The 22,243-nt window shown below is 41.1% G+C and carries 19 protein-coding genes and 1 pseudogene; 11 read left to right on the forward strand and 9 right to left on the reverse strand.

The genetic code is table 11. The annotated features are described in order from the left end of the window. Positions 1–29: 29 nt before the first annotated feature. The 6 genes from trpA to CDOM16190_RS03365 all read right to left on the reverse strand — a co-directional run bounded on the left by trpA (position 30) and on the right by CDOM16190_RS03365 (position 6,045). Positions 30–779 carry a tryptophan synthase subunit alpha gene (gene trpA / locus CDOM16190_RS03340; RefSeq protein ID WP_170018876.1) on the reverse strand — a complete coding sequence of 250 codons (750 nt, stop codon included), beginning with the start codon at positions 777–779 and terminating at the stop codon, positions 30–32. Next, entirely contained in the window at positions 772–1,953 is a 1,182-nt protein-coding gene (trpB, locus tag CDOM16190_RS03345) for a tryptophan synthase subunit beta (protein ID WP_170018877.1), read from the reverse strand. The genes trpA and trpB overlap by 8 nt, the downstream gene beginning before the upstream one ends. After that, entirely contained in the window at positions 1,943–2,596 is a 654-nt protein-coding gene (locus CDOM16190_RS03350) for a phosphoribosylanthranilate isomerase (protein ID WP_170018878.1), read from the reverse strand. The genes trpB and CDOM16190_RS03350 overlap by 11 nt, the downstream gene beginning before the upstream one ends. After that, positions 2,593–4,197, reverse strand: a complete 1,605-nt coding sequence (gene trpD, locus CDOM16190_RS03355) for an anthranilate phosphoribosyltransferase (protein ID WP_170018879.1) — start codon at positions 4,195–4,197, stop codon at positions 2,593–2,595. The genes CDOM16190_RS03350 and trpD overlap by 4 nt, the downstream gene beginning before the upstream one ends. Next, positions 4,194–5,462, reverse strand: coding sequence for an anthranilate synthase component I family protein (locus CDOM16190_RS03360; RefSeq protein ID WP_170018880.1), 1,269 nt, complete (start codon positions 5,460–5,462; stop codon positions 4,194–4,196). Before CDOM16190_RS03360 ends, trpD begins: the two co-directional genes overlap by 4 nt. A gap of 145 nt (positions 5,463–5,607) precedes the next feature. Continuing rightward, positions 5,608–6,045 (reverse strand): DUF302 domain-containing protein, encoded by a 438-nt coding sequence (locus CDOM16190_RS03365; RefSeq protein WP_170018881.1) that lies wholly within the window; start codon positions 6,043–6,045, stop codon positions 5,608–5,610. An 87-nt stretch (positions 6,046–6,132) separates the two neighbouring features. Between CDOM16190_RS03365 and CDOM16190_RS03370 the strand changes: the two genes are divergently transcribed. From CDOM16190_RS03370 to CDOM16190_RS03390, 5 genes are all read left to right on the forward strand, one after another. Continuing rightward, the gene (locus CDOM16190_RS03370; protein WP_170018882.1) at positions 6,133–6,870 is read left to right on the forward strand and encodes a sulfite exporter TauE/SafE family protein; all 738 of its coding nucleotides are present in this window, start codon (positions 6,133–6,135) and stop codon (positions 6,868–6,870) included. A gap of 241 nt (positions 6,871–7,111) precedes the next feature. Further along, positions 7,112–9,970 (forward strand): excinuclease ABC subunit UvrA, encoded by a 2,859-nt coding sequence (gene uvrA, locus CDOM16190_RS03375; RefSeq protein WP_170018883.1) that lies wholly within the window; start codon positions 7,112–7,114, stop codon positions 9,968–9,970. Continuing rightward, positions 9,951–10,877 carry a hypothetical protein gene (locus CDOM16190_RS03380; protein WP_170018884.1) on the forward strand — a complete coding sequence of 309 codons (927 nt, stop codon included), beginning with the start codon at positions 9,951–9,953 and terminating at the stop codon, positions 10,875–10,877. Before uvrA ends, CDOM16190_RS03380 begins: the two co-directional genes overlap by 20 nt. Beyond that, complete coding sequence (locus tag CDOM16190_RS03385) at positions 10,874–11,314, forward strand: pyrimidine dimer DNA glycosylase/endonuclease V (RefSeq protein WP_170018885.1); 441 nt, start codon at positions 10,874–10,876, stop codon at positions 11,312–11,314. Before CDOM16190_RS03380 ends, CDOM16190_RS03385 begins: the two co-directional genes overlap by 4 nt. Further along, positions 11,293–12,126, forward strand: coding sequence for a DNA alkylation repair protein (locus tag CDOM16190_RS03390; RefSeq protein ID WP_170018886.1), 834 nt, complete (start codon positions 11,293–11,295; stop codon positions 12,124–12,126). Before CDOM16190_RS03385 ends, CDOM16190_RS03390 begins: the two co-directional genes overlap by 22 nt. A gap of 142 nt (positions 12,127–12,268) precedes the next feature. Here CDOM16190_RS03390 and CDOM16190_RS03395 read toward each other — a convergent pair whose 3' ends face one another. Together CDOM16190_RS03395 and CDOM16190_RS03400 are read right to left on the reverse strand one after the other, a co-directional pair. Continuing rightward, entirely contained in the window at positions 12,269–12,442 is a 174-nt protein-coding gene (locus CDOM16190_RS03395; RefSeq protein WP_249321430.1) for a formate--tetrahydrofolate ligase, read from the reverse strand. 52 nt (positions 12,443–12,494) lie between these two features. Further along, positions 12,495–12,854 (reverse strand): annotated as a pseudogene (locus tag CDOM16190_RS03400) (formate--tetrahydrofolate ligase); the annotation flags it as partial. Between the two features lie 313 nt (positions 12,855–13,167). Here CDOM16190_RS03400 and CDOM16190_RS03405 point away from each other — a divergent pair. From CDOM16190_RS03405 to CDOM16190_RS03425, 5 genes are all read left to right on the forward strand, one after another. Next, positions 13,168–13,755: a DJ-1/PfpI family protein gene (locus tag CDOM16190_RS03405; RefSeq protein WP_170018887.1), complete on the forward strand. Its 588-nt coding sequence runs from the start codon at positions 13,168–13,170 to the stop codon at positions 13,753–13,755. A 75-nt stretch (positions 13,756–13,830) separates the two neighbouring features. Further along, the gene (locus CDOM16190_RS03410) at positions 13,831–14,640 is read left to right on the forward strand and encodes an HDOD domain-containing protein (RefSeq protein ID WP_170018888.1); all 810 of its coding nucleotides are present in this window, start codon (positions 13,831–13,833) and stop codon (positions 14,638–14,640) included. Between the two features lie 75 nt (positions 14,641–14,715). Continuing rightward, a complete protein-coding gene (gene polA, locus CDOM16190_RS03415; protein ID WP_170018889.1) occupies positions 14,716–17,364 on the forward strand; it encodes a DNA polymerase I in 2,649 nt (882 codons plus the stop codon). Positions 17,365–17,611: 247 nt separating this feature from the next. After that, entirely contained in the window at positions 17,612–19,282 is a 1,671-nt protein-coding gene (locus tag CDOM16190_RS03420) for an anaerobic C4-dicarboxylate transporter (protein ID WP_170018890.1), read from the forward strand. 199 nt (positions 19,283–19,481) lie between these two features. Continuing rightward, entirely contained in the window at positions 19,482–19,700 is a 219-nt protein-coding gene (locus CDOM16190_RS03425; RefSeq protein WP_169973414.1) for a hypothetical protein, read from the forward strand. 27 nt (positions 19,701–19,727) lie between these two features. Here the strand turns inward: CDOM16190_RS03425 and flhB are convergent, their stop codons facing one another. Beyond that, complete coding sequence (flhB, locus tag CDOM16190_RS03430) at positions 19,728–20,807, reverse strand: flagellar biosynthesis protein FlhB (RefSeq protein WP_170018891.1); 1,080 nt, start codon at positions 20,805–20,807, stop codon at positions 19,728–19,730. Positions 20,808–21,138: 331 nt separating this feature from the next. Between flhB and CDOM16190_RS03435 the strand changes: the two genes are divergently transcribed. Further along, complete coding sequence (locus tag CDOM16190_RS03435; RefSeq protein ID WP_170018892.1) at positions 21,139–22,170, forward strand: cytochrome-c peroxidase; 1,032 nt, start codon at positions 21,139–21,141, stop codon at positions 22,168–22,170. Positions 22,171–22,243 lie beyond the last annotated feature (73 nt).

The raw sequence follows: 22,243 nt of genomic DNA on the forward strand, positions 1-22,243 counted from the left end.
ACTTCAAATTTATATAATTTACTATAAATTTAAAAAAGCTTATTGATTTCTTCTATCAATTTTTTACCGCTAAATTTCGCCGTTAGCTTGACGATTTCGGTGCCGATTATCGCTCCGTCTGCAAAGCTTTTAACCTCGCTAACGTCAGAGCTGTTTTTCACGCCAAAGCCCACAGCCACAGGCAAATCGCTCTTTTGCTTTAAATTTGAGACTAAATTTTTAAGCCTATCTATGCTCGCGCGCTCAGATCCGCTTACGCCGATAGCTCCAAGTGCGTAGATGAAGCCTCTGCCGATATCTAAAATTTTATCCGTTCTGTGGGCTGAGGTAACGCTTATTAAAGGCACCAGATCAAGCCCAAATTTATCACATAGCACGCTTACCTCTTCGCACTCTTCATACGGCAGATCAGGGATGATAAACCCGCTTATACCGACCTCACTTGAGCGCGCGATAAATTTTTCCACTCCGTAAGAAAACACAAGGTTGTAATAGACCAAAAAGACAAGAGGCTTGTTTATGCGCCCTTTGCACTCTTTAAGCAGGTTAAAGACAGTGTCCGTGTTTACTCCCTTTGTTACGGCGTTAAAGCTAGCTTCGGCTATCAGTTTACCGTCAGCTAACGGATCAGAATACGGCACTCCAAGCTCAAGCAGATCAAGCGAGCTAGCGTCTAAATTTAGTAAAAATTCGCGCGTATGCTCAATGCTCGGATAACCCGCTACTATGTAGCCGATGTTTGCTTTTTTGCCCTCAAAGGCTTTAGAGATCTTAGCCATAAATTTTTCCTTTCTCATAGCTCATTACCGTGTTCATATCTTTATCACCTCTGCCTGATACGTTTACTACGATGGTGCTTTTTTTGCTCAAATTCGGGCAGAGTTTTTCCAGATACGCAAGCGCATGCGAGCTTTCTATCGCAGGGATTATGCCTTCAAGGCGGCTTGTAAGACGAAGCGCGTTTATGCACTCATCATCGCTTATGGGATAGTATTTGGCGCGTTTTATGTCGTGTAAGTGTGCATGCTCAGGACCCACTCCAGGGTAGTCAAGACCCGCCGAGATACTATGAACCGGTGCTATCATGCCGTAGTTATCTTGAAGCACGATGGTTTTCATGCCGTGTATGATGCCTTCGCGCCCTTTAGTAAGCGTGGCTGCGTGATATGCAGTATCCGCTCCAAGTCCTGCGGCTTCTATGCCTACTAAATTTACGCTCTCATCATCCAAAAATCCGCTAAAAATTCCTATCGCATTGCTTCCGCCGCCAACGCAAGCTATCACGTAATCAGCCTTCACGCCATACTCTTTTAGCTGCTCTTTGGTCTCATGTCCGATCACGCTTTGAAGATCGCGTACGATCTTTGGATAAGGATAAGGACCCACGACCGAGCCGATCACGTAAAAGCTACTTTCTATCTCGTTCACCCAAGCTTGGATAGCCGCAGTGGTGGCCTCTTTAAGCGTTTTTAGTCCGTCATGTATGCTTACAACCTTTGCACCGAGCAGATCCATCCTAAAAGCATTTAGCTGTTGTCTAGCCACATCGGTTGCGCCCATGTATACATCACAATCCAGTCCAAGCAGTGCCGCAGCAGTCGCAGTCGCCACTCCGTGCTGTCCCGCTCCCGTTTCGGCCAAGAGCTTTTTTTTGCCCATTTTTTTAGCTAATAGGGCTTGACCGAGGGCGTTATTTATCTTATGAGCGCCGGTGTGGTTTAGATCTTCGCGCTTAAGGTAAATTTCATGCCCATAATACTCGCTTAGTCGCTTTGCGTGATAAAGCGGGCTAGGGCGACCCACATAGTGCTTTAGCAGATCGTTAAGCTCGTCTTTAAATTCCTGCGTACCGGCTATATTTTCGTAAGCCTCTTCAAGCTCTTCAAGCGCGAACATAACCGTTTCAGGCACGAACTGCCCGCCAAATTTGCCAAAATATGCTTTAGTGTTCATTGCCTTCTTCCTTATTTACGATGTCTAAAATTTCTTTTATCTTGCTTGGAATTTTTATCATATTTTCATCTTCTACCCGTGAGTTTATATCCAAAATTTTAGGCTTAAATTTAAGCGCTTCAAGCGCGTTTGTTTCGTCTATACCGCCTGCTAATACGAAACTAAAAGGCTTTAGGTCTTTTAAAATTTTCCAGTCAAAACTCACTCCGTTCCCGCCTAAATTTTCGCCTTTATAGTCATAAAGAATCAAATCATGAGGTTCGTTTGTAGCGATAAGTTCGTCTTTTACGCTTAAAACTTTCCAAACGCTTACTCCAAGATCTTTTAAATTTGCGTACAAATTTTCGCTTATCTCTCCGTAAATTTGAGCCGCGTCAAGTCCTGCAAATTCGCAAATTTCCATTATCTCGCAGCTACTTTGCTCACCCTTTGACGCCAAAGAGCACTCGCTTGCGCCGACAAATACTCCTACGCATTTTGCACCGAATTTGTGAGCTAAATTCGCTATTTGCCGAGCGGTTTTGATATCTACTTGCCTTGGGCTTTTTGCAAGAATTACTCCGATAAATTTTACTCCGAGTTCAAGCACGTTTTTGGCTTCAGCCTCGCTTTTGATACCACAAATTTTAAGCTCTGTTTTCATGATTTTACCCCGATATAATCTTTAAAATACTCATAAACTTGCCCGCTATCAATTGCCTTGATTATAACGTCCTTTGCGTCCATCGGGTTTGCGACGAAATTTGCCGTATAAAGCGCAAACATCGCGTTTAGCACGACTATGTCAAATTTGGCTCCTCTTTCCTTGCCTTTTAAAATTTTAACCAAAGTTTGTGCGTTTTCTTCGGGAGTTCCGCCCTCTATCTCGCTATGAAATGCTCGCTTAAAGCCAAACTGCTCCGGAGTTACGGAGTATTCGTAAATTTCGCCGTTTTTAAGCTCGATTATCTTTGTCTCATCGCATAAGCTTATCTCATCAAGCCCGTCCTCGCCGCGTACCACTAGCGCATGCTCGCGCCCAAGTAGCTTTAAAGTCTGCGCATAAAGCTTCAAAACAGGCTTGTGATATACGCCTACAAGTTGGTTCTTAAGGCTTAAATTTGGATTTAGCATAGGCCCAAGCACGTTAAATACCGTCCTTATTCCAAGGCGGGCTCGCACCTCTTTGACCTCGGCAACTAGCGGATGAAAAAACGGCGCATGGAAAAAGGCTAAATTTTTCTCATCAAGCAGCTCTCTTAGGGTGCTTAGTGAATTTGACATGGTTAAATTTATGCCTTCAAGCACATCCGAGCTGCCCGATCTGCTTGAAATCGCCTTGTTGCCGTGCTTTGCGACTTTAACGCCAAGGCTTGCAAGGATAAACGAAACCGCAGTTGAGATATTTATCGTCTTAAGCCCATCACCACCCGTTCCGCACAGATCTATCATCGGCGAAGCGTCGCGGTAGGTTTGGGAGTATTTTAAGATGTTTTTAACGAGGCTTGCAAGACTCTTTGGATAAAGACTCTTTTCGCTAATCAGCACCAAAAGCGCTGCAAGCTGCGTTATCTCGTAATCCTTTGAAGCTATCAGCGCGCAAATTTGCTCAAAATCCCTATCGTCAAGCCCGACGTTGTCTTGAAGCTTGATTAAAAACCTCTTGAAATTCGCAGGTTCGCTCTCTTGTATTTTGGCTTCGCTTTTAAAGTTTAGAAAATTTTCGATTATCTTTTTACCGTATTGCGTGAAGTAGCTTTCAGGGTGAAACTGTATGCCAAAAACGGGGCGATTAACTTCGCGAAGCGCCATTATTACGCCATCATCGCTGATCGCAAGCGGTTTTAAATTTGACGGCAATTCATCAACATAAAGCGAATGGTAGCGCATAACCTCAAATTTGGCCGGCAATCCTTCAAAAAGCGGGCTTTCTTCAAGCACATCGATAAATGAAGTCTTGCCGTGAAACGGCTTTTCAAGACGCTTTATGACCGCACCGCCTACTAGTCCGATCGCCTGATGCCCAAGGCAAATTCCCAAAATAGGCAAGTTTAGATCGCTTTTTAAAATTTCAAGACAAATTCCGCTATCTTTTGGATGTTTGGGTCCGGGACTTAGCACGATCTTGCTTGGATTTAGCTTGCGAATTTCTTCAAGCGTTATCTTGTCGTTTCTTACACTTATGACCTCTTCGTCGGTTAGCTCTTTGATGTATTGCTCGACGTTAAATACGAAGCTGTCGTAGTTGTCTATCAGAAGTATCATTTATGAGTTTCCCTTGAGTTATTTTTAAATACATTTAGCACCGAGGCGCGTTTTTTGCAAATTTCTTTGTATTCGTTCTCGCCCACGCTATCTATGACGATGCCTGCACCGGCTTGGATAAACACCTCGCTAGCGCCGTTTTTAGACACAAAAACAGCACTTCGTATGAGGATAGCTTGCTGAGCGTCGCCGTTAAAGTGAAAAAATCCTATTCCACCTCCGTACGCGTTTCGCTTATAGCTTTCAAGCTCAGATATTATCTCCATGGCGCGAATTTTTGGCGTTCCGCTGAGCGTGCCTGCGGGAAATACGCTAGAGACTACTTCAAACGAGCTTATATCATCGCGTTTCATGCCATAAACATCGCTAGCCATGTGCATAACGCTCTCATAAAAGACCACGTGCATCGGGTTTTTCACGCTTACGCTCGAGCTTTTTGCGACGCGTCCGATGTCGTTTCTGGCTAGATCGATTAGCATTTTATGCTCGGCGAGCTCTTTTTCGTCATTTATAAGCTCGTTTTTAAGCCTTTCATCTTCTATGGCGTCCTTGCCTCGCCCTCTTGTGCCTGCGATCGGGGCTGCGAAAATTTGAGAGTTTTTTACTTCGCACACTAGCTCCGGGCTTGAACCTACGATATCACCGTGCGGAGTCGGGAAGTGAAACATATAAGGGCTTGGGTTTGCCTCGCTTAATAACCTATAAAACTCAAGGCTATCCATGTCGCTTATTAGTTTCATCTGCTCGCTAAGCACGACTTGAAAGATATCGCCGCTATATAGATACTCTTTTGCTTTTTGAGTCATATCTAAAAAGTGCTCGCGCTCTTTATCTAAATCCGTACAAATTTGATAAAAGCTATCTTTGGCTTTTAAATTTGGCTCTTTGATCTCTTTTAAAAAGTCGTAATATCTGCTCTTTTCGCCGTAAAACGAGTAAATTTTGCTTGTCTTGTCAAAATGCAGATAGGCTCTTGCGTTTGCGTATAAGAAATTTGGAAATTCATACTGCGAGCTTTGAAATTCGGGAATTTTTTCAAAATATCTCACGCTTTCATAGCCTAAAATTCCAAAAAGCCCCGCAAAGGGCGCGCTGTGTTTTTGAGTTAAAAAATAGCTCTTAAGTCCTGCAAAATCAACATCGTCACTACTTATATACTCGCAATCTATCCCGATGATTGCTTGAGCGGTATCTTCTGCTAAAAAGCTGTTTTTAAATTTTTGTCTTATCGCTTCGTAATAAACTAAAGGCTCTAGTAAAAGCATATTAAATCCTAAAAAATAAGTGAAATATTATATGTAAAAAGAGCTTTTATATGCATAAAGGGCTAAATTTAGGTCGCTAAAGTAGGGTGCGCTGAGTAAAAAAGAGTAAAATTTAAGCGGGATAGACCTCAAAAGAGGTCTAAGATTATTCCGTTAAAGCTTTGTGGAAATTTGCTTGTATTCCGCTTATTTTTTCGACTATGTCGCAGTTTTGAGCGCCGTATCTTTTAGCGATATTTTTGATATCCTCGTAAGCTACGGTTGTTTTGCCTCCGTCTTTGTAGATTAAAAATTTCATCGGCAGCTCAAGAGCGATTTGCGGTTCGCACTTCATTAAAAGCGTTCCGACTTTCGGTGCGCCAAATACCACCACGCTGGTTTCAGTCATCTCAAGACCCGCCTCTTTGGCTAGTTTTGAGTGGTTAAATACGTCAAAAAGCATAACGCCTTTTTCTTTAAGAATATTGCTAAATTTAGCTACCGTTTCATCTACGCTTAGACTGTTTGTGCCTTTTATAAGCATGCTTTCACCTCCAAATGCCAGCGACGCTATCGCCGCTACCGATATGAGCAGTTTTTTCACCTATTCTCCTTTATAAATTTTAGATTTAGATTAAAACGTAATTATACTTTAACAAGCTTAATGCTAAAATTTGCCAAAAGGTTAAAGATGTTTATCGGATATGTTTTTTTGGGCGTTTTAGTCGGTTTTGTTTCGGGATTTTTCGGTATCGGAGGCGGTGCGGTAGTCGTGCCTGCGATGATACTTTTGGGATATGATATCAAATATGCAATCGGTGTTAGCATAATGCAGATGGTATTTAGCTCCATCTTTGGCTCGTTTGTAAATTTACGCTCCAAGATGCTTGATTTAAAACCCGCTTTGGTGCTTGGGCTCGGGGGGTTTTGTGGTGCGCTTAGCAGTGGATTTATAGTCTCTCACTTTTCATCTAAATTTCTACTTGGAGCGCTTATTACCGCTCAGATGATAAATTTAACTAAGCTTTTAACAAGCCCGCTTGAGCCAAAAGGAGAGCAAAACAGCTCGCAAATTTTACTGTTTGTCATAGGGCTTATCACGGGAGCGGTTGCTATTAGCGTAGGTATCGGAGGATCGGTTTTTGTTATGCCTGCGCTTATCGGATTTTTAAACTACGACATTAAAAAGGCTGTTAGCACGGGACTATTTTTCGTAGTGTTTAGCTCAACTGCGGGCTTTATTAGCCTTGCTTCACATGGGCTGGTTCATTACGATATAGGCGTTGCTATCGGAATTGGTTCTTTGTTTGGGGTGTATTTTGGCGTAAAGACATCGCACGCCATAGATAAAAAGAAACAAAAATACTGGATGATCGCTCTTATAACGACCATCCTTGTAATTACGATTAGAAAATTTTTAATGGCTTAAAATATTTCAAACATGTGAGCTTGAGTTAACTTTCTTTCAAGATCTTTAACATAATCACTCGCAGCCTTATTAAACTATTTTTTGGTTTGCATTTTTATAACTGAATTATTATTTGAAAAATTAAAATCTTGTAAATTTAGCTATCTATTTGATGCCTAATTTGAAGATTGAAATTTAATAATTAATCAGATATTTATACCGCTTTGATTAAAATAAATAACTTAAAATTTAGGCGATAATCATGAACGATACAATAAAAATCACAGGTGCGCGCGAGCACAACTTAAAAAATATAAATTTAGAAATTCCAAAGAACAAATTAGTAGTTTTTACGGGGCTTTCGGGCTCTGGCAAGAGCACTCTAGCCTTTGATACGCTTTATGCCGAAGGACAAAGACGATATATCGAGAGTCTTTCTGCTTATGCAAGGCAGTTTTTGGATAAGGTCGGAAAGCCTGATGTGGATAAGATTGAAGGGCTAACGCCGGCAATCGCAATCGATCAAAAGACCACAAGCAAAAACCCTCGCTCTACAGTCGGCACGATAACCGAAATTTACGACTATCTAAGGTTGCTTTATGCACGCGTTGGGATTCAGCATTGTCATCAGTGCGGCAAACCGATCTCAAAGATGAGTGCAAGCGATATCATAAACGAAATTTCAAAGCTTCCTAAGGGCGCTAAAGTAGTGATTTACGCTCCGCTTGTGCGAGAAAAAAAGGGAACTTGGGCGGATCTAATTGAAAATTTGCGCGCAAAAGGCTTCGTAAGAGCCCAAATAGACGGTGTGATGGTAAGGCTTGATGAGGAAATCGAGCTAGCTAAAACTAAAAAGCACACCATAAAAGTCATAGTCGATCGCTTGGTTATCGATGATGAAAACCTTCAGCGTCTGGCTCAAGACGTAGAGAAGGCTTTGAGCGAGAGTTACGGCGAAGTCGAGATCGAGATAACCAATGCCGACGAGTTAAATTTAAAAGAGAAATTTATACATTACAGCGAGCATATGGCGTGCTTTGATTGCAAAATTTCATTTACTCCGCTAGAGCCGCTTAGCTTTAGTTTCAACTCTCCAAAAGGAGCTTGCGAGCATTGCGACGGACTTGGAATTCGCTACAGCCTTGATATGAATAAGATAATAGACGAGGAAAAAAGCGTAGAAACCGGCGCTATCAAGCTACTTTACGGCTACAATATGAGCTATTATTATAAATTTCTGCTTGCATTTTGCGAACAAAACGGTATTGACGTGAAAAAGTCATACTTTGAGCTAAGTGAAGATGAAAAGCGACTTGTGCTTTACGGCAACGCAAAAGAGGTTGAGTTTTTCTGGAAAAGACACAAGATAGCGCGTAAATTTGAAGGTGCGGTTAAGATCAGCTACGATTTGCTTAAAGACTCCAAGGATTTTGGCGAGTATATGAGCGAAAGAGGCTGCTCTGAGTGCGGCGGACACAGGCTTAGACCGCAATCTTTAGCCGTGCGCGTAGCGGGGCTTGGGATCGGTGAAATTTTGGATATGAGTATAGAAAATTGCGTTGCGTTTTTCTCGGACTCTAGCAAATTTGACTACTTAAGCGAGCAAGATGGCATGATAGCTTCGCCTATCTTAAAAGAGATAAACGAGCGACTTTATTTTCTTTATGACGTGGGGCTTGGCTATCTCTCTCTTGGGCGGGACGCGCGCACGATTAGCGGCGGAGAAGCTCAGAGAATTCGCATCGCAAGCCAGATAGGAAGCGGGCTAAGCGGCGTTATGTACGTGCTTGATGAGCCAAGCATCGGACTTCATGAAAGAGACACATTAAAGCTTATTAAAACTCTTAGAAATTTGCAGTCAAAAGGCAACTCCGTAATCGTGGTAGAGCATGATAAAAAGACGATAGAGGAGGCTGATTTTGTAGTTGATATCGGTCCTGCAGCAGGTAAATTCGGAGGCGAGATTATATTTAGCGGCGATGTAAAAAGCCTTATGCAAACCAACACCTCAACCGCTTTATATCTAAGCGGTGAGAAAAACATCAACTATCAAAAAAACAGAAAGCAAGAGAAGTGGATAGAAATTTCAAACGTAAATATCAACAATATCTCAAATTTAAGCGCCAAATTTCCGCTTAGAAATTTAGTCGGTATTACGGGCGTTTCGGGCTCGGGTAAAAGCTCGCTCATACTTCAAACCCTGCTTCCTGAAGCGCAAGAGCAGCTAAATAGAGCTAGAAAAGTTAAAAAGATAGCGGGCGTGAATTTAAGCGGACTTGAAAATTTAGATAAGGTTATCTACCTTGATCAAAGCCCGATAGGTCGCACTCCACGCTCAAATCCTGCGACATATACGGGTGTGATGGACGAGATAAGAAATCTCTTTGCACAGACCAAGGAAGCAAAGCTAAGAGGCTATAAGATCGGGCGCTTTAGCTTTAACGTCAAGGGCGGCAGATGCGAGAAGTGCCAAGGTGAGGGCGAGATAAAGATAGAGATGCACTTTTTGCCCGATGTGATGGTGGTTTGTGATGCTTGTAGCGGCTCCAGATATAATGCTCAGACGCTAGAAATTTTATATAAAGGCAAGAGTATCGCCGATGTGCTAAATATGAGTATCGATGAGGCGATAGAGTTTTTTAAAGCGGTTCCTAAAATTTACGCTAAGCTTAAAACTCTGCAAGACGTCGGGCTTGGCTACATCACGCTTGGACAAAACGCAACTACACTAAGCGGCGGCGAAGCTCAGCGCGTGAAGCTCTCAAAGGAGCTTGGTAGAAGCGATACGGGAAATACGCTTTATATACTTGATGAGCCTACTACGGGACTTCACTTTGCCGATGTCGATCGCCTTACGCAAGTGCTTCATCATCTAGTCGAGCTTGGGAATTCGGTCTTTGTGATCGAGCATAATATGGACGTGATTAAAAATTGCGATTATATAGTTGATATGGGACCTGAAGGTGGTAGCAAGGGCGGTAAGATCATCGCTAGCGGAAGCGTAAAAGAGGTAGCTAAAAATCACAAAAAAACAGGCTCTTACACGGGTAAATTTTTAGCCGATGAACTTGAGGATATGAAGGCTAAAAAGGGCAAAAAAGATGCAAAGAGCGCTCAGTGAGTATCTTGAAATTTGCAGGCATATACAAAACGTAGCAAGCAGACATGCCAACAAAGAGGATTTTATCGCCCAAATCATAAATCAGATTTCGTTTAGGCATACAAAAGAGCTTTATGAAATTTGGCTTAAGGAGTGCCTTGAAAAGCGCGACTGGAAGGGCGTAAACAGCTTGATATTTCAGCAAAACCGCATGGAGCTCATACCCGGAAGTGCAAGCGGATACGATCACTGCATTAGGTTTTCTAAGTTGCTAAATAGCGTTGCGTGCGGTGATTTTGAAGCTGTTAATAAAATTATCCCGCCTGATATCGTAGCTAGCAAAAACGGCTACACATTGCTAGTTGTAGGTATAAATTTATTCTTTGCGATGTGGTATAAAGATGAGGTTAAGCTTGAGGCGGCATTAAAGGCGGCTAGGAAATTTATAAACTCAAAAAAGCCTGCCAACGAGCGAGCTCAAATCGCCTCTATAGTAGGAATTTGTGATAAGGACGCGGAAGCGGTAAGTGAGAATTTGCAAGCCTTTTGCACGGGATATAATAAAACAGACGTTTTGCCTTACAAAAAGCTGCTTTGCATGCCTGCGCACGGCATTTACTGCCTTGCTAAAATTTTGCTTGACGAAGAAACTTTTAGTCAAATAAAAATGCCAAAACATCAAAATTTCTCCCGCGAATTTGCCGCTTGGCGAAACGACAATCAAAATCCTGAGCTAAATTTATACTTTACTTATCCAAAAGAGCTTGAAATTTTTAACCAAATTTTTATGCACCCGCCCGTAAAGAGCATGCTTCATCAGCCATATAAGGATTACGAGCGAGTGCCGTACTGGTATATGGATGAAAAAGCGATGGTAACGGCTCTTGCAAAGCAGATTGTAGATAAATTAAGGAGTGAGACAAAATGAGACTTTGGACGATCAGCCCTGTTTATCTGGACGCAAAAGGTTTAGTAGCGTTATGGAGAGAGGCGCTTTTAGCAAAGCATGTTTTAAATGGGCTTACAAAGGGGTATAAAAACCATCCGCAGCTTGATAGATTTTACGCGCATGACAACCCCAAAGAGCTTATAAATGCCTATTTGCAAGAGGTTTATGACGAGGCCTCAAAAAGAGGATATAAATTTGATAAAAGCAAGATAGATGCCTTTAGTAGCCAGAATTTATCGCCGGTGCAAGTTACAAGCGGTCAGATAGAGTATGAATTTGCGTTTTTGCAAGATAAGCTAAGAGTGCGAGACGCCCTGATGTATGAGCGAAATTTGAGCGTGAACGAAGTTGGGATAATGAGTATTTTTAAAGCTGTAAATGGAGATGTCGAGCCGTGGGAAAAGATAAAGAGTTAAAAGAAATTCCGCGCAAAGGCGCAAGATCGATAAGTGAAATTCCTACCGAAATTTTAGAGCGGTTAAATTCAGGCGAGATCCAAACGGCAAATTTGACCGAATGGCTTGCCGTAAATCAAGAAATTTTGCTTGCAAACGTGCTTGTGCAAATAAACAAAAGCGAATTTTTAGAGCAAATTTTAGCTCAGGTTAAAAGCCTTAAAAACAAAAGCGCAAATTCCGTTAGCAAGACGATCGGCGCCGAGCTTTTTAAGATTGCAAGCACGGATAAAAGCGGACAAATTTTAAAAGCTCTTAGCACTCACAGATCAGACACCGTGCGATGTTGGGCGGCTTATATGACGGCTTGCGATGAGAGCCTTGATATAAGCGCTACTCTTAACGCTATAAAGCCGTTTGCAGCGGACTCTCACTTTGGCGTTAGAGAGATCGCCTGGCTTTGCGTGAGAGGTAAAGTCATCTCAAATTTGGACGAAAGCATAGAAATTCTCTCAAAATTTGCACTTGATGAAGACGCTAATATCAGGCGATTTGCAAGCGAGGCGACAAGACCGCGCGGAGTTTGGTGCGAGCATATATCGGCACTCAAAGCCGAGCCTTGGCGCGCACTAGCAATACTTGAGCCGCTTAAAAGCGATAGCTCAAAATATGTGCAAGATAGCGTGGCAAACTGGCTAAACGACGCGAGTAAAACGCAAGCTGAATTTGTGCGTGAAATTTGCTCTCGGTGGAGCGAGCAAAGCAAAAGCAAGCAGACTGCCTATATCATAAAAAGAGCGCTTAGAACGCTTAAGAAAAGCGATGACATATAAAACAGAGGCGATAAAAAGTTCTTTAAAAGGAATTGCGGTGATTTTTAAAAAAATAAGAATAAGTTAAGACTATCCTTATTTAGAGAAACTACAGATGATTTTATGTGAGCTTTTATATTCATTGCGCTCATTTGGAGGCTTGTTAAGCTCTGGTATTAACATAGTTTATAATCACGATAAATCCGCTTCCTGCACGAAGCTCAAAGCTAAAGTCTCTAGCTCTGCCTAGAAATTTTGGATCTGAGCTGAAGCTGTATTGATTTTTTACGATACAAACGGGCAAATTTGCCTTGCCTAAAGCTATTATGCTATTCATATTCTTAAGCGCTTTTTGGCTAAATTTCACATCTCTTGCGCGTTTTTGCAAGGTGCAAATTTATATCATCGCTTGGCGCAACTTGAGCGTATCCTCCACCTGTCGCCTCGCCTTTGATGCCAAATACAGGCCCAAGGCTTGGCTCTCTAAGTGCGGCGCAGACTCTTTTATCAAGCCTGCTTAAAGCGTCGCTAAGTCCTATGGTTACGGTTGTCTTGCCCTCTCCAAAGGGGGTCAGGTTTGTAGCCGTTACAAGGATCAAATTTGAGTTGCTAGTAGCCAAATTCGCAGCCACTTTAGCCTTAAATTTGCCAAAAAGCTCTAAATTTTCTTCATTTAAATTTAACTTTTTAGCCACCTCTTTGATGTTTTTTAAATTTGCCTTTTTTTCTATCTCGTGATCGTTTAGCACAAATTTCCTTAAAATTTTAGATTAGTTCAAAGATTAAAATTTGGCTCTGTTAAAATATAGTGTTGATTATGATATTTTAGATTCCAAAAAATGTAACTAAATATTGTATAAAGTCCGAAATTAGCAATCGATGTAAATGACTTTTTAAATTCATAGTATATCTTTAGTGTTTTTTACAGTTATAACGATTAAGCTTAGTATTTTTTGCCAAGAAATATCAATGAAGTATTTTAATAGAGCCTAAAATTTATCAAAAAGATATGAAAAATTTGATTAAATTTGTCTGCAAATTTAAATTTCACAAGGAAAAGCCATGCAGCAGATAAATATCTTGCTTTTTGACGACTATACAAGTCTTGACGCGCTTGGACCGCTTGAAGTGCTTTCAAGGCTTAAGCAGCACTATGAGATAGACTATTTTTCACTTGACGGAAAAGCGGTTAAAAGCTCCATAAACACGCAAATTTTAACTCGCAAAATAAGCGAGATAAAAAGCCATGATATCCTGCTGGTACCTGGTGGATTTGCGACAAGAGCACTTATAAATGATGAGCGGTTTTTAAGCGAATTAAGCAATTTGGCTAACGCCAGCAAGATAGTTTTAAGCGTCTGCACGGGCTCGGTTTTGCTCGCTTGCGCAGGATGTTTAAAGGGCAAAAGAGCCACTAGCAACAAGTCATCTTGGGAATTTGTAACAGCATCAAGCAAAGACGTGGAGTGGATAAAGCCTGCCAGATGGGTAAAGGACGGCAAATTTTACACCTCAAGCGGAGTTGCGTCCGGCATTGATATGGCGCTTGGTTTTGTGGCTGAAATTCATGGAATAAAAACTGCACGATATATCTCAAAATCCATGGAATACATCTGGAATGAAGATAGAAATTTCGATCCGTTTGCGTGAAATTTAAAAACGGAGTGAAGTTTGTTTATAGCAAATTTTTGATACAATTTCTTAAATTTTTAGTAAGGACAAGATATGATTGAAGAGTTTAAAAAGAGGATAAAAACGCTTCCGCCGCTTCCAAAAAGCTTCCATAAAGTTTTGCAAATTTGTGAGAGCGATAGCGGAGTAGGGGAGCTTGCCAAGGCTATCGAAGGCGATCCGATGATGGTTGCTCAAATGTTAAAAACGGCAAATTCTCCGCTTTATGGCTTTAACAGGCAGATTAAAACAGTTTTGCAAGCGGTTAGCCTATTTGGCAAAAATATGACCAAATCGCTTGTGGCTAGCTCAACCGTGCAAGGCATGCTAAAAGTAAGCGTGGAGCCTTATAGCGTGAGTCCTGAGCAGTTTGTAAATATCTCAAATTTGCAAGGATCTATCGCAAAAGCGTGGTTTAAGCGCATTGCGCCTGAGAAGATGGATGATCTGTTTTTATGCGCGCTGCTTCAAGATACGGGCAAAATTTTGATCTCTGATGAGGTGATCAGACGCGATGAGGTGATGTATTTTAAAGAAGATATAGCGATGAGCTTTGATATCGGCGCGGTTGAGATGAATAACTTCGGCACTACAAGCGTGCTCATAGCTGCTGATATATTTGATCACTGGGGCTTTGAAAAGGGTATCGTAGAAAACATCCGCCACTCAAACGATCCAAAAAGTGCGCCTGATGAGCTTAAGCAAACCGCATGGGCGCTTTATATCATAAGAGTTTTGGCAAATCAAAAGCAGCAACTTAGCGATCTAAACGTCCAAACTGCGCTAAATTTGGCTGCTGAAAACGGCTTTGACGAGCAAATTTTAAAAGAGGTTGTAGAAGAGATAAAAGAAAAAAACGGTTAGTAGTTTAAGGCGGTTTGCTCGCCTTAAACTTAACTTCTGCTCTGCTTTTGCGCAAATTTAAATCAAGGAAAAATAATGAACAGCAAAAAAACTCTCACTATCATCGATACTTTCGGCTTTTTTTTCAGGCTTTATTATGCGATGCCAAACCTCAAAAACAAAGAGGGTAAGCCAAGCGGGATGGTGAGCGGATTTGCAAATTTCATTATGAATTTAAGGGATGAATTTCCAAGTGATTACATCATCTTTGCGCTGGATAGCAAGGGCAAGACGCTTCGCCACGAGATGGCCGGCGAATACAAAGCTAACCGCGACGAGCCGCCAGCGCCGCTTAAAGAGCAGCTTCCCGTGTGTATAGAGATGATACGCCGGATGGGGCTTTGCGCGATGTCAAAAGAGGGTTATGAGGCTGATGACATCATCGCAACAGCGGTAAAAACAGCAAAAGAACAAGATATCTTCGTGCGAATCGTAACGCACGATAAAGACCTTTATCAGCTTATCGAAGATGGCAAAGTAAGCATATATAGCCCACAAAGCAAGATCGATCACGATAGCGCAAGCTGCGTGGAAAAGTATGGCGTGCTGCCTTCTCAAATTCGCGATTTTCTAGCCCTTACAGGAGATAGCTCAGATAACATCCCCGGCGTAAAAGGTATCGGCGCAAAGGGTGCTAAAAAGCTACTTGATGAGTTTGGAAATTTAGAAAATATCTATGAAAATTTAAGCTTTATAAGAAACGATCGCACAAGGCAGATGCTCGTTGATGACAGGGAAAATGCCTTTTTAAGCAAGCGGCTAACTTCGCTTTTTTACGATGCGGTTGAGATAACAAGCTTTGAAAATGCGCTATTTCCTACGCAAAATCCGCTTTTAAAGGTTGCCGATCTGCTTCGCGAATACGACTTAAATCGCATACTAAAATCGCTTCAAAATAGCGAAGAAAACGCCGAATTTAAGCTTGGCTTTAACGCGCATTTGCTAACTGATGAAAGCCAGATAGAGCGCTTGCTAGAAGATATCACGGACGAGACGATCGTGGCTTTTGATACCGAAACTACGGGCATTGACGCAAATAACGCCAAGATCGTGGGCTTTAGCTTTTGCTTTAACGACACCGATAGCTACTACGTGCCTATAGCTCACAGCTATCTTGGAGTTAGCAAGCAAGTAAGCCCGAAATTTGCGGCTTGGGCGGTAGGGCAAATTTACAAAGGCTGCGTCATAGGGCAAAATTTAAAATATGATTTTAAGGTCGTAAAGCAAAATTTAAACCTCAATCCACCTAAAAATTTTAAAGATACGATGATCATGGCGTGGCTTATGGAGCCTTCGCAGGCTGTGGGTATGGACGCGCTTGCAAAGAGGCTTTATAATTACGATACGATCAAATTTGAAGATGTGGTTAAGCGCGGCGAAACATTTGCCAGTGTTAGCCTTGAGAATGCCGCAAAATACGCGAGCGAGGACGCTTGGATAACGCTTAAATTTTATAAGAGCTTTTTAAATCTGCTTGAGCCAAATTTGCTTAAACTCGCAAACGAGCATGAATTCCCTTTTCTCATCACGCTTTTTGATATGGAAAATCGCGGCATCAAGCTAAACAGGCAAAAAATGCAAAATTTGATAATCCAAAATGACGCCACTATCAAGCGTCTCACTGCCGAAATTTACGAGCTAAGCGGCGAGAGCTTTAATATCAACTCCGTTAAACAGCTTGGCGAAGTTCTCTTTGAGAGGTTAAATTTGCCTGCTAAGAAAAAGACTAAAACAGGCTACAGCACCGATGAAGCCGTGCTTACCGAGCTGCTTGAAGCTCATCCTGTTATAGCGAAACTGCTTGAGTACCGCGAAATTTACAAGCTTCAAAGTACCTATTGCGAGCCGCTTTTAAATTTGGCTAAAAACGATGAAAACAGCCGAATTTATACAAATTTTATGCAAACGGGCACGAGTACTGGCAGGCTTTCTAGCAAAAATCCGAATTTGCAAAACATACCTGCGCGCGGAAGCCTTGCTTACGAGGTTCGCGAGACGTTTGAGGCAAAGGATGGCTTTAGTCTTGTGGGGCTTGATTATAGCCAGATAGAGCTAAGACTGCTTGCGCATTTTAGTAAAGATAGCGCTCTGCTTGAGGCGTTTGCAAATGATGAGGATATACACGCAAGAACGGCGATTAGCATATTTGGAGAGAGTAATGCACAAAACAGAGCCGTAGCAAAGAGTATAAATTTCGGGCTTATCTACGGCATGGGCTCAAGCAAGCTCTCAGGGCAGGTCGGCATCTCACGCGCCGAAGCAAAAGAGTATATAGAGCGCTATTTTAGGGCTTTTCCAAGCATTAAGGGCTTTTTAGAAAGCATTAAAACCGAGGCTAAAAATAATGGATTTGTCACCACCTTGCTTGGTCGAAAAAGATTTTTTGACTTTAGCACGGCAACTCCGATGCAGCTTGCGATGTATGAGCGTGAGGCTGTAAATACGATATTTCAGGGCTCGGCGGCTGATATCATAAAGCTTGCGATGGTAAAAATCAGCAAAATTTTAGATGAGCGAGCCAACATGCTGCTTCAAATTCATGATGAGCTTATATTTGAGGTTGAAGATGGCTTTGCGCAAGAATTTGGTGAGCAGGCAAAAGAGGTAATGCAAAGTATTTGTAGGCTTAACGTTCCGCTTAAGACTTCGCTAAATATAGCGAAAAATTGGAGTGATTTGAAGTAAAATTTGTGCTTTATAAATACAAAGCGTGAGATAAATTTTAAGTTTCGTTACCCAAATTTAACAGCTTTGCGAATACATAATTTTCAAGAAATATTATTTTAGTGACATTTTTACCTATTTAATAATCTTAAATTATCTTATTAAAAATGATTTTTAATAAAAACTATAAAATTTAAGCTGATTGACGCCGTGTATTTGCTAAAATTACGCTAATACTCTAAAAAATAACATTCCAAAAGGAGAATTAATGGAGTTTTTGACTAGTTTAAGCGAAGGCACGCAGTTTGCCATTCAGCTTATAGTTGTTCTTGTCTGTCTATTTTACGGGGCGAAAAAGGGCGGCATCGCGCTTGGTTTGCTAGGCGGTATAGGACTTATCGTTCTTGTATTTGGCTTTCACATTCAGCCTGGTAAGCCGGCGATTGCCGTTATGCTCACCATCCTTGCCGTTGTTGTTGCGAGTGCGACATTGCAGGCAAGCGGCGGACTTGACGTTATGCTTCAAATAGCGGAGAGAATTTTAAGGAAAAATCCAAAATACGTAAGTATCCTAGCGCCGTTTGTAACGTGCTTTTTAACGATACTTTGCGGAACCGGACACGTTGTTTATACGATTTTACCTATCGTTTATGATATAGCTATCAAAAACGGCATTCGTCCTGAGCGCCCGATGGCTGCAAGCTCGGTATCTGCGCAAATGGGTATCATCGCAAGCCCGGTTTCAGTTGCGGTCGTAACCTTAACCGCATTTTTAGTAAGTTCCAAGACTCAGCTTGCCGGATTTGATGGCTATTTGGACCTTCTTAAAATCACGATACCTTCGACATTTTGTGGTGTTTTAGCGATCGGAATTTTTAGCTGGTTTAGAGGCAAAGATCTTGATAAAGACGAGGAATTCCAAGAGAAGATAAAAGATCCTGAGTTTAAAAAATATGTTTACGGCGAAAGTGCTTCTTTGCTCGGTCAAAAGCTTCCACAATCAAGCTGGAACGCGATGTGGATATTTTTAGGTGCTATCGCGGTTGTTGCTCTACTTGGATACTTCAAAGAGTACCGCCCGGCATGGCCTAAATCAAATCCTGCGAAAGTAGTCGAGATCGTAGCTGACGGTAAAGCGGTTAAGAGCTTTAACGTAAAAGACGGCAAGATCGTAGCTATCGTAAAAGACGGCAAGATCGAAGAGACTGTTGCTTCAAGCAAGGCAAAAAGCTCTATGAGCTATGAAAACATTGAAATTTATAGCAAAGATGGCAAACTGACTCAAAGCCTAAAAGCTGAAAACGGCGGCGTGGTGCTAAATGCCGGAGATAAGAGCGAGACCATAGCTTCAGCTAAGATCGCTGTAAAAGATAGCGTGAAAAAGCCCGCTCCTATGGGCATGGTTGATGTTATCCAAATTTTCATGCTGCTAGCCGGTGCGCTCATCATCATCTTTACAAAAACGGATGCGAGCAAGATCAGCAAAAACGAAATTTTCCGCTCAGGTATGATCGCACTTGTTGCGGTGTTTGGAATTTCATGGATGGCTGAGACGATGTTTGCGGTGCATACTCCGATGATGAAAGAAGCACTTGGAGATATCGTTAAGCAGCACCCTTGGACATATGCGGTTATGCTGCTTTTGGTGTCAAAATTTGTTAATTCTCAGGCCGCCGCGCTTGTGGCTTTCGTGCCGTTAGCTCTTGGTATAGGCGTTAGCCCTGCGATAATCCTTGCCTTTGCGCCTGCTTGCTATGGATATTATATACTTCCTACATATCCAAGCGACCTTGCGGCTATTCAGTTTGACCGCTCGGGTACGACAAGGATTGGCAAATATGTTATAAATCATAGTTTTATTATTCCTGGACTTATTGGAGTATTCTCGTCGTGCTTATTTGGCTGGATATTCGCGAGTCTATATGGGTATATGGGCTAAAATTTAGAATTTTTATCTGCTTAAGTCTTATAGAAAGAGACTTAAGCAGTATATTTATATGTGTTGCGAAATAATATAATTTAGGTAAGACTATAAATTATTACACTTAATATTATTTTATTTTGACACTATTTTATAATTTTAGTGGTATACTTATATGATTATAAATATTTTTTAAATACATTAAGATTGGATGGAAGTGAAAAGACCAAATAGCTATTGGAACTCTCAGATAGAATCTCAAGAGGGAAGTGTTGAGCGCATGATGAAAGATGAGCTTATGCGAAAGAAAGCTTATGAAAAAAATCAAAAAAATTTTGTAAAGGCATTTGAAGACAGGATGGATTTTTATATAACATCTAGTATTGTGGTAATGAGTTTGGTGTTAGTCGGCTTTGTACTAAAGTATATGGTTTAATTTTTTATCAATCTGCTTAGCTATAACTCATTTTTTTAGCCTATTGCCAAATTTGGCTCTATCGCTCATATATACAAAGCTTAAGACTTCCGCAACCGCTCTAAAAAGCTCGGCAGGTATCATCTCGTTTATATCACACACCTTATAAAGCTCTCTTGCAAGCGGCGGATTTTCTACGATCTTAACGCCGCTATTTATACCGATATCTTTGATACGAAGCGCTAGGAAATCGACCCCTTTGGCTATAACGACAGGTGCTTTTTCTTTAGTTTTATCATATCTTAGCGCGACTGCGTAGTGAGTAGGGTTAGTGATGATGACGTCGGCTTCAGGGATATTTTGCATCATCCTTCGCCTGCTTGCTTCCATCTGAAGCCTTCGAATACGAGCTTTTACCTGCGGATCACCTTCCATCTGTTTGTATTCGTCTTTAACCTCTTGCTTTGTCATTCTAAGGTCTTTAAAATACTGAAAACGCACGATAAGAACATCAACAATCGCTATGACAAATAGCACGATGAGCATGACAAAAGCTAGGATTATCATCTTTTCTTTAAGCCAGTCAAGCTGAGCTACCATAGGCAAAAATATAGTGTGCGGAAGCTCTTTGATAAAGCTTAGAAACATGAAAAATCCAACGCTAAATACGATGGTAACTTTTAGCGTCATCTTTATGGATTCGATCAGTTTTTTAAGCGAAAAGAGGTTTTTAAGCCCTTTTATCGGGTTTATTTTGTTTAAATTTGGCTCAAGCGGCTTTGTCGTAAAGATAAATCCAAACTGGATCAAATTTGCGATAATTCCTGCAATTGCCACACAAATGGTAATCGGCAAGATCATTAAAAGCGCTCTAAAAACCGTTGTAAGCGCGATACTGTAAATGAGCTTTGCGTCTATCTCTTGCCCGATTAAGCTCTGATAATAAACATAAAGCGCGAAAAACTGCTCGCCTAAAAAGCCAAGAAGTAAAATTACGGCAAAGATAGCCACAAAAAGGGTGATAAATCCCGCTAAGTCCTGGCTTTTAGGGACGTTTCCGTCCTTTTTGGCGTCTTCTATCTTTTTGGAGGTGGCTTCTTCGGTTTTTTCTTGATCGTTTTCTGCCATTATCTACTTAGCCGTATTTAAGATTAAGCTAAATTTCTTAGTGTAGTTGAGTGGAAAATTTTGAGCAGTGTCTAATAGTAAGATAAATTTTACCAAGAAATTTCCTTTGTGATTTTGAATTTAGTGATTATATCAAAACTGCTTTGTATTTTTAAATTTAAAATTCTAAATTAAATCTAAAATAGAAACTTTTAAGTAATAATCAGAGATATTTTATCCTAATTGCTTAATACTATCTAAAAATAATTTTTAACAAACAATAAAATTTATTTTAAATTAATAGAAAAAATTATATTATTCTGTGATTTTATTTTAAATTTAAGGATTAAGTATGAAATTTAAGTTTATCTTACTGAGTTCAGCTTTGGCTAGTTCGATTTTTGCGAACGATTTGATTAAAGAGGCGCTTGACGCAGGTCTTGTTGCGATCCCAAGCGATCCGCACACTCTTACAAAGATGATAAATGATGCTTCGCCTGATTCTAAAGAATTTCCTACGACAATGGTAGCTTATGAGCTTGGAAAGAGGCTTTATTTTGATCCTCGCCTTTCAAAATCAGGTATCATAAGCTGTAACACCTGTCATAACTTAGGTCTTGGAGGCGTTGATGGAGTGCCTGCTTCAACAGGTCACAAATGGATGCCAAACCCGCATCACGTAAACGCGCCTACAGTTTATAACTCTGTATTTAACTCAGTTCAATTCTGGGACGGACGCGCAGCTCACCTTGCAGCTCAAGCGGCTGGTCCTATGACAGCACTTCCTGAAATGGCTTCAACTCCTGAGCTTGTGGTGGATAGACTTAAATCAATTCCTGCTTATGTAGCCGAGTTTAAAAAAGCATTTAACAGCGAGATAAATTTTGATCTTGTTACGACTGCGATTGGAATTTTTGAAAGAACGCTTGTAACTCCTTCAAGATTTGACAAATTCCTAGAGGGCGACAAGAATGCACTAAATGAAGCTGAGAAAAAAGGCTTAAAAGTGTTTTTGGATAAGGGTTGTGCATCTTGCCATAATGGCATCAATTTAGGCGGGACTCTTCAACCGTTTGAAGTTGCAGGCAAGTATGAATTTGCAAATGTTGGTGATTTTAAAGGCGACGCAAACGGAATGGTAAAGGCTCCTACACTTAGAAACGTCGAGTTAACAGCTCCTTATTTTCATAACGGCGCTATTTGGTCTCTAAAAGATGCAGTAAAAGCCATGGGTAGTATTCAGCTTGGAATCGAGATAAGCGAGCAAGAAGCTAACGATATGGTAACGTTTTTAAATTCCTTAACAGGAACTATGCCAAAGGTTGAATATCCGATGTTTCCTGCTTCGACAGATAAAACCTCAAAGCCTGAATTAGACTACTAAAATTTATGATCGGGAGGTTATCCTCCTGATTAAATTCAACTTAAATTTATAAAAAAAAGTATATAATCCACTC

This window comes from Campylobacter sp. RM16190, from assembly GCF_012978835.1.
Lineage (GTDB): Bacteria > Campylobacterota > Campylobacteria > Campylobacterales > Campylobacteraceae > Campylobacter_A.

Excerpts from the sequence above, each read along its gene's own strand:
- CDOM16190_RS03380 (WP_170018884.1), top strand. The coding sequence starts at position 9,951 with ATGCAAAGAGCGCTCAGTGAGTATCTTGAAATTTGCAGGCATATACAA.
- CDOM16190_RS03385 (WP_170018885.1), top strand. The coding sequence starts at position 10,874 with ATGAGACTTTGGACGATCAGCCCTGTTTATCTGGACGCAAAAGGTTTA.
- polA (WP_170018889.1), top strand. The coding sequence starts at position 14,716 with ATGAACAGCAAAAAAACTCTCACTATCATCGATACTTTCGGCTTTTTT.
- CDOM16190_RS03420 (WP_170018890.1), top strand. The coding sequence starts at position 17,612 with ATGGAGTTTTTGACTAGTTTAAGCGAAGGCACGCAGTTTGCCATTCAG.
- trpB (WP_170018877.1), bottom strand. The coding sequence starts at position 1,953 with ATGAACACTAAAGCATATTTTGGCAAATTTGGCGGGCAGTTCGTGCCT.
- CDOM16190_RS03395 (WP_249321430.1), bottom strand. The coding sequence starts at position 12,442 with ATGAATAGCATAATAGCTTTAGGCAAGGCAAATTTGCCCGTTTGTATC.
- CDOM16190_RS03405 (WP_170018887.1), top strand. The coding sequence starts at position 13,168 with ATGCAGCAGATAAATATCTTGCTTTTTGACGACTATACAAGTCTTGAC.
- flhB (WP_170018891.1), bottom strand. The coding sequence starts at position 20,807 with ATGGCAGAAAACGATCAAGAAAAAACCGAAGAAGCCACCTCCAAAAAG.
- CDOM16190_RS03360 (WP_170018880.1), bottom strand. The coding sequence starts at position 5,462 with ATGCTTTTACTAGAGCCTTTAGTTTATTACGAAGCGATAAGACAAAAA.
- trpD (WP_170018879.1), bottom strand. The coding sequence starts at position 4,197 with ATGATACTTCTGATAGACAACTACGACAGCTTCGTATTTAACGTCGAG.
- CDOM16190_RS03350 (WP_170018878.1), bottom strand. The coding sequence starts at position 2,596 with ATGAAAACAGAGCTTAAAATTTGTGGTATCAAAAGCGAGGCTGAAGCC.
- CDOM16190_RS03435 (WP_170018892.1), top strand. The coding sequence starts at position 21,139 with ATGAAATTTAAGTTTATCTTACTGAGTTCAGCTTTGGCTAGTTCGATT.
- CDOM16190_RS03410 (WP_170018888.1), top strand. The coding sequence starts at position 13,831 with ATGATTGAAGAGTTTAAAAAGAGGATAAAAACGCTTCCGCCGCTTCCA.
- CDOM16190_RS03370 (WP_170018882.1), top strand. The coding sequence starts at position 6,133 with ATGTTTATCGGATATGTTTTTTTGGGCGTTTTAGTCGGTTTTGTTTCG.
- uvrA (WP_170018883.1), top strand. The coding sequence starts at position 7,112 with ATGAACGATACAATAAAAATCACAGGTGCGCGCGAGCACAACTTAAAA.
- trpA (WP_170018876.1), bottom strand. The coding sequence starts at position 779 with ATGGCTAAGATCTCTAAAGCCTTTGAGGGCAAAAAAGCAAACATCGGC.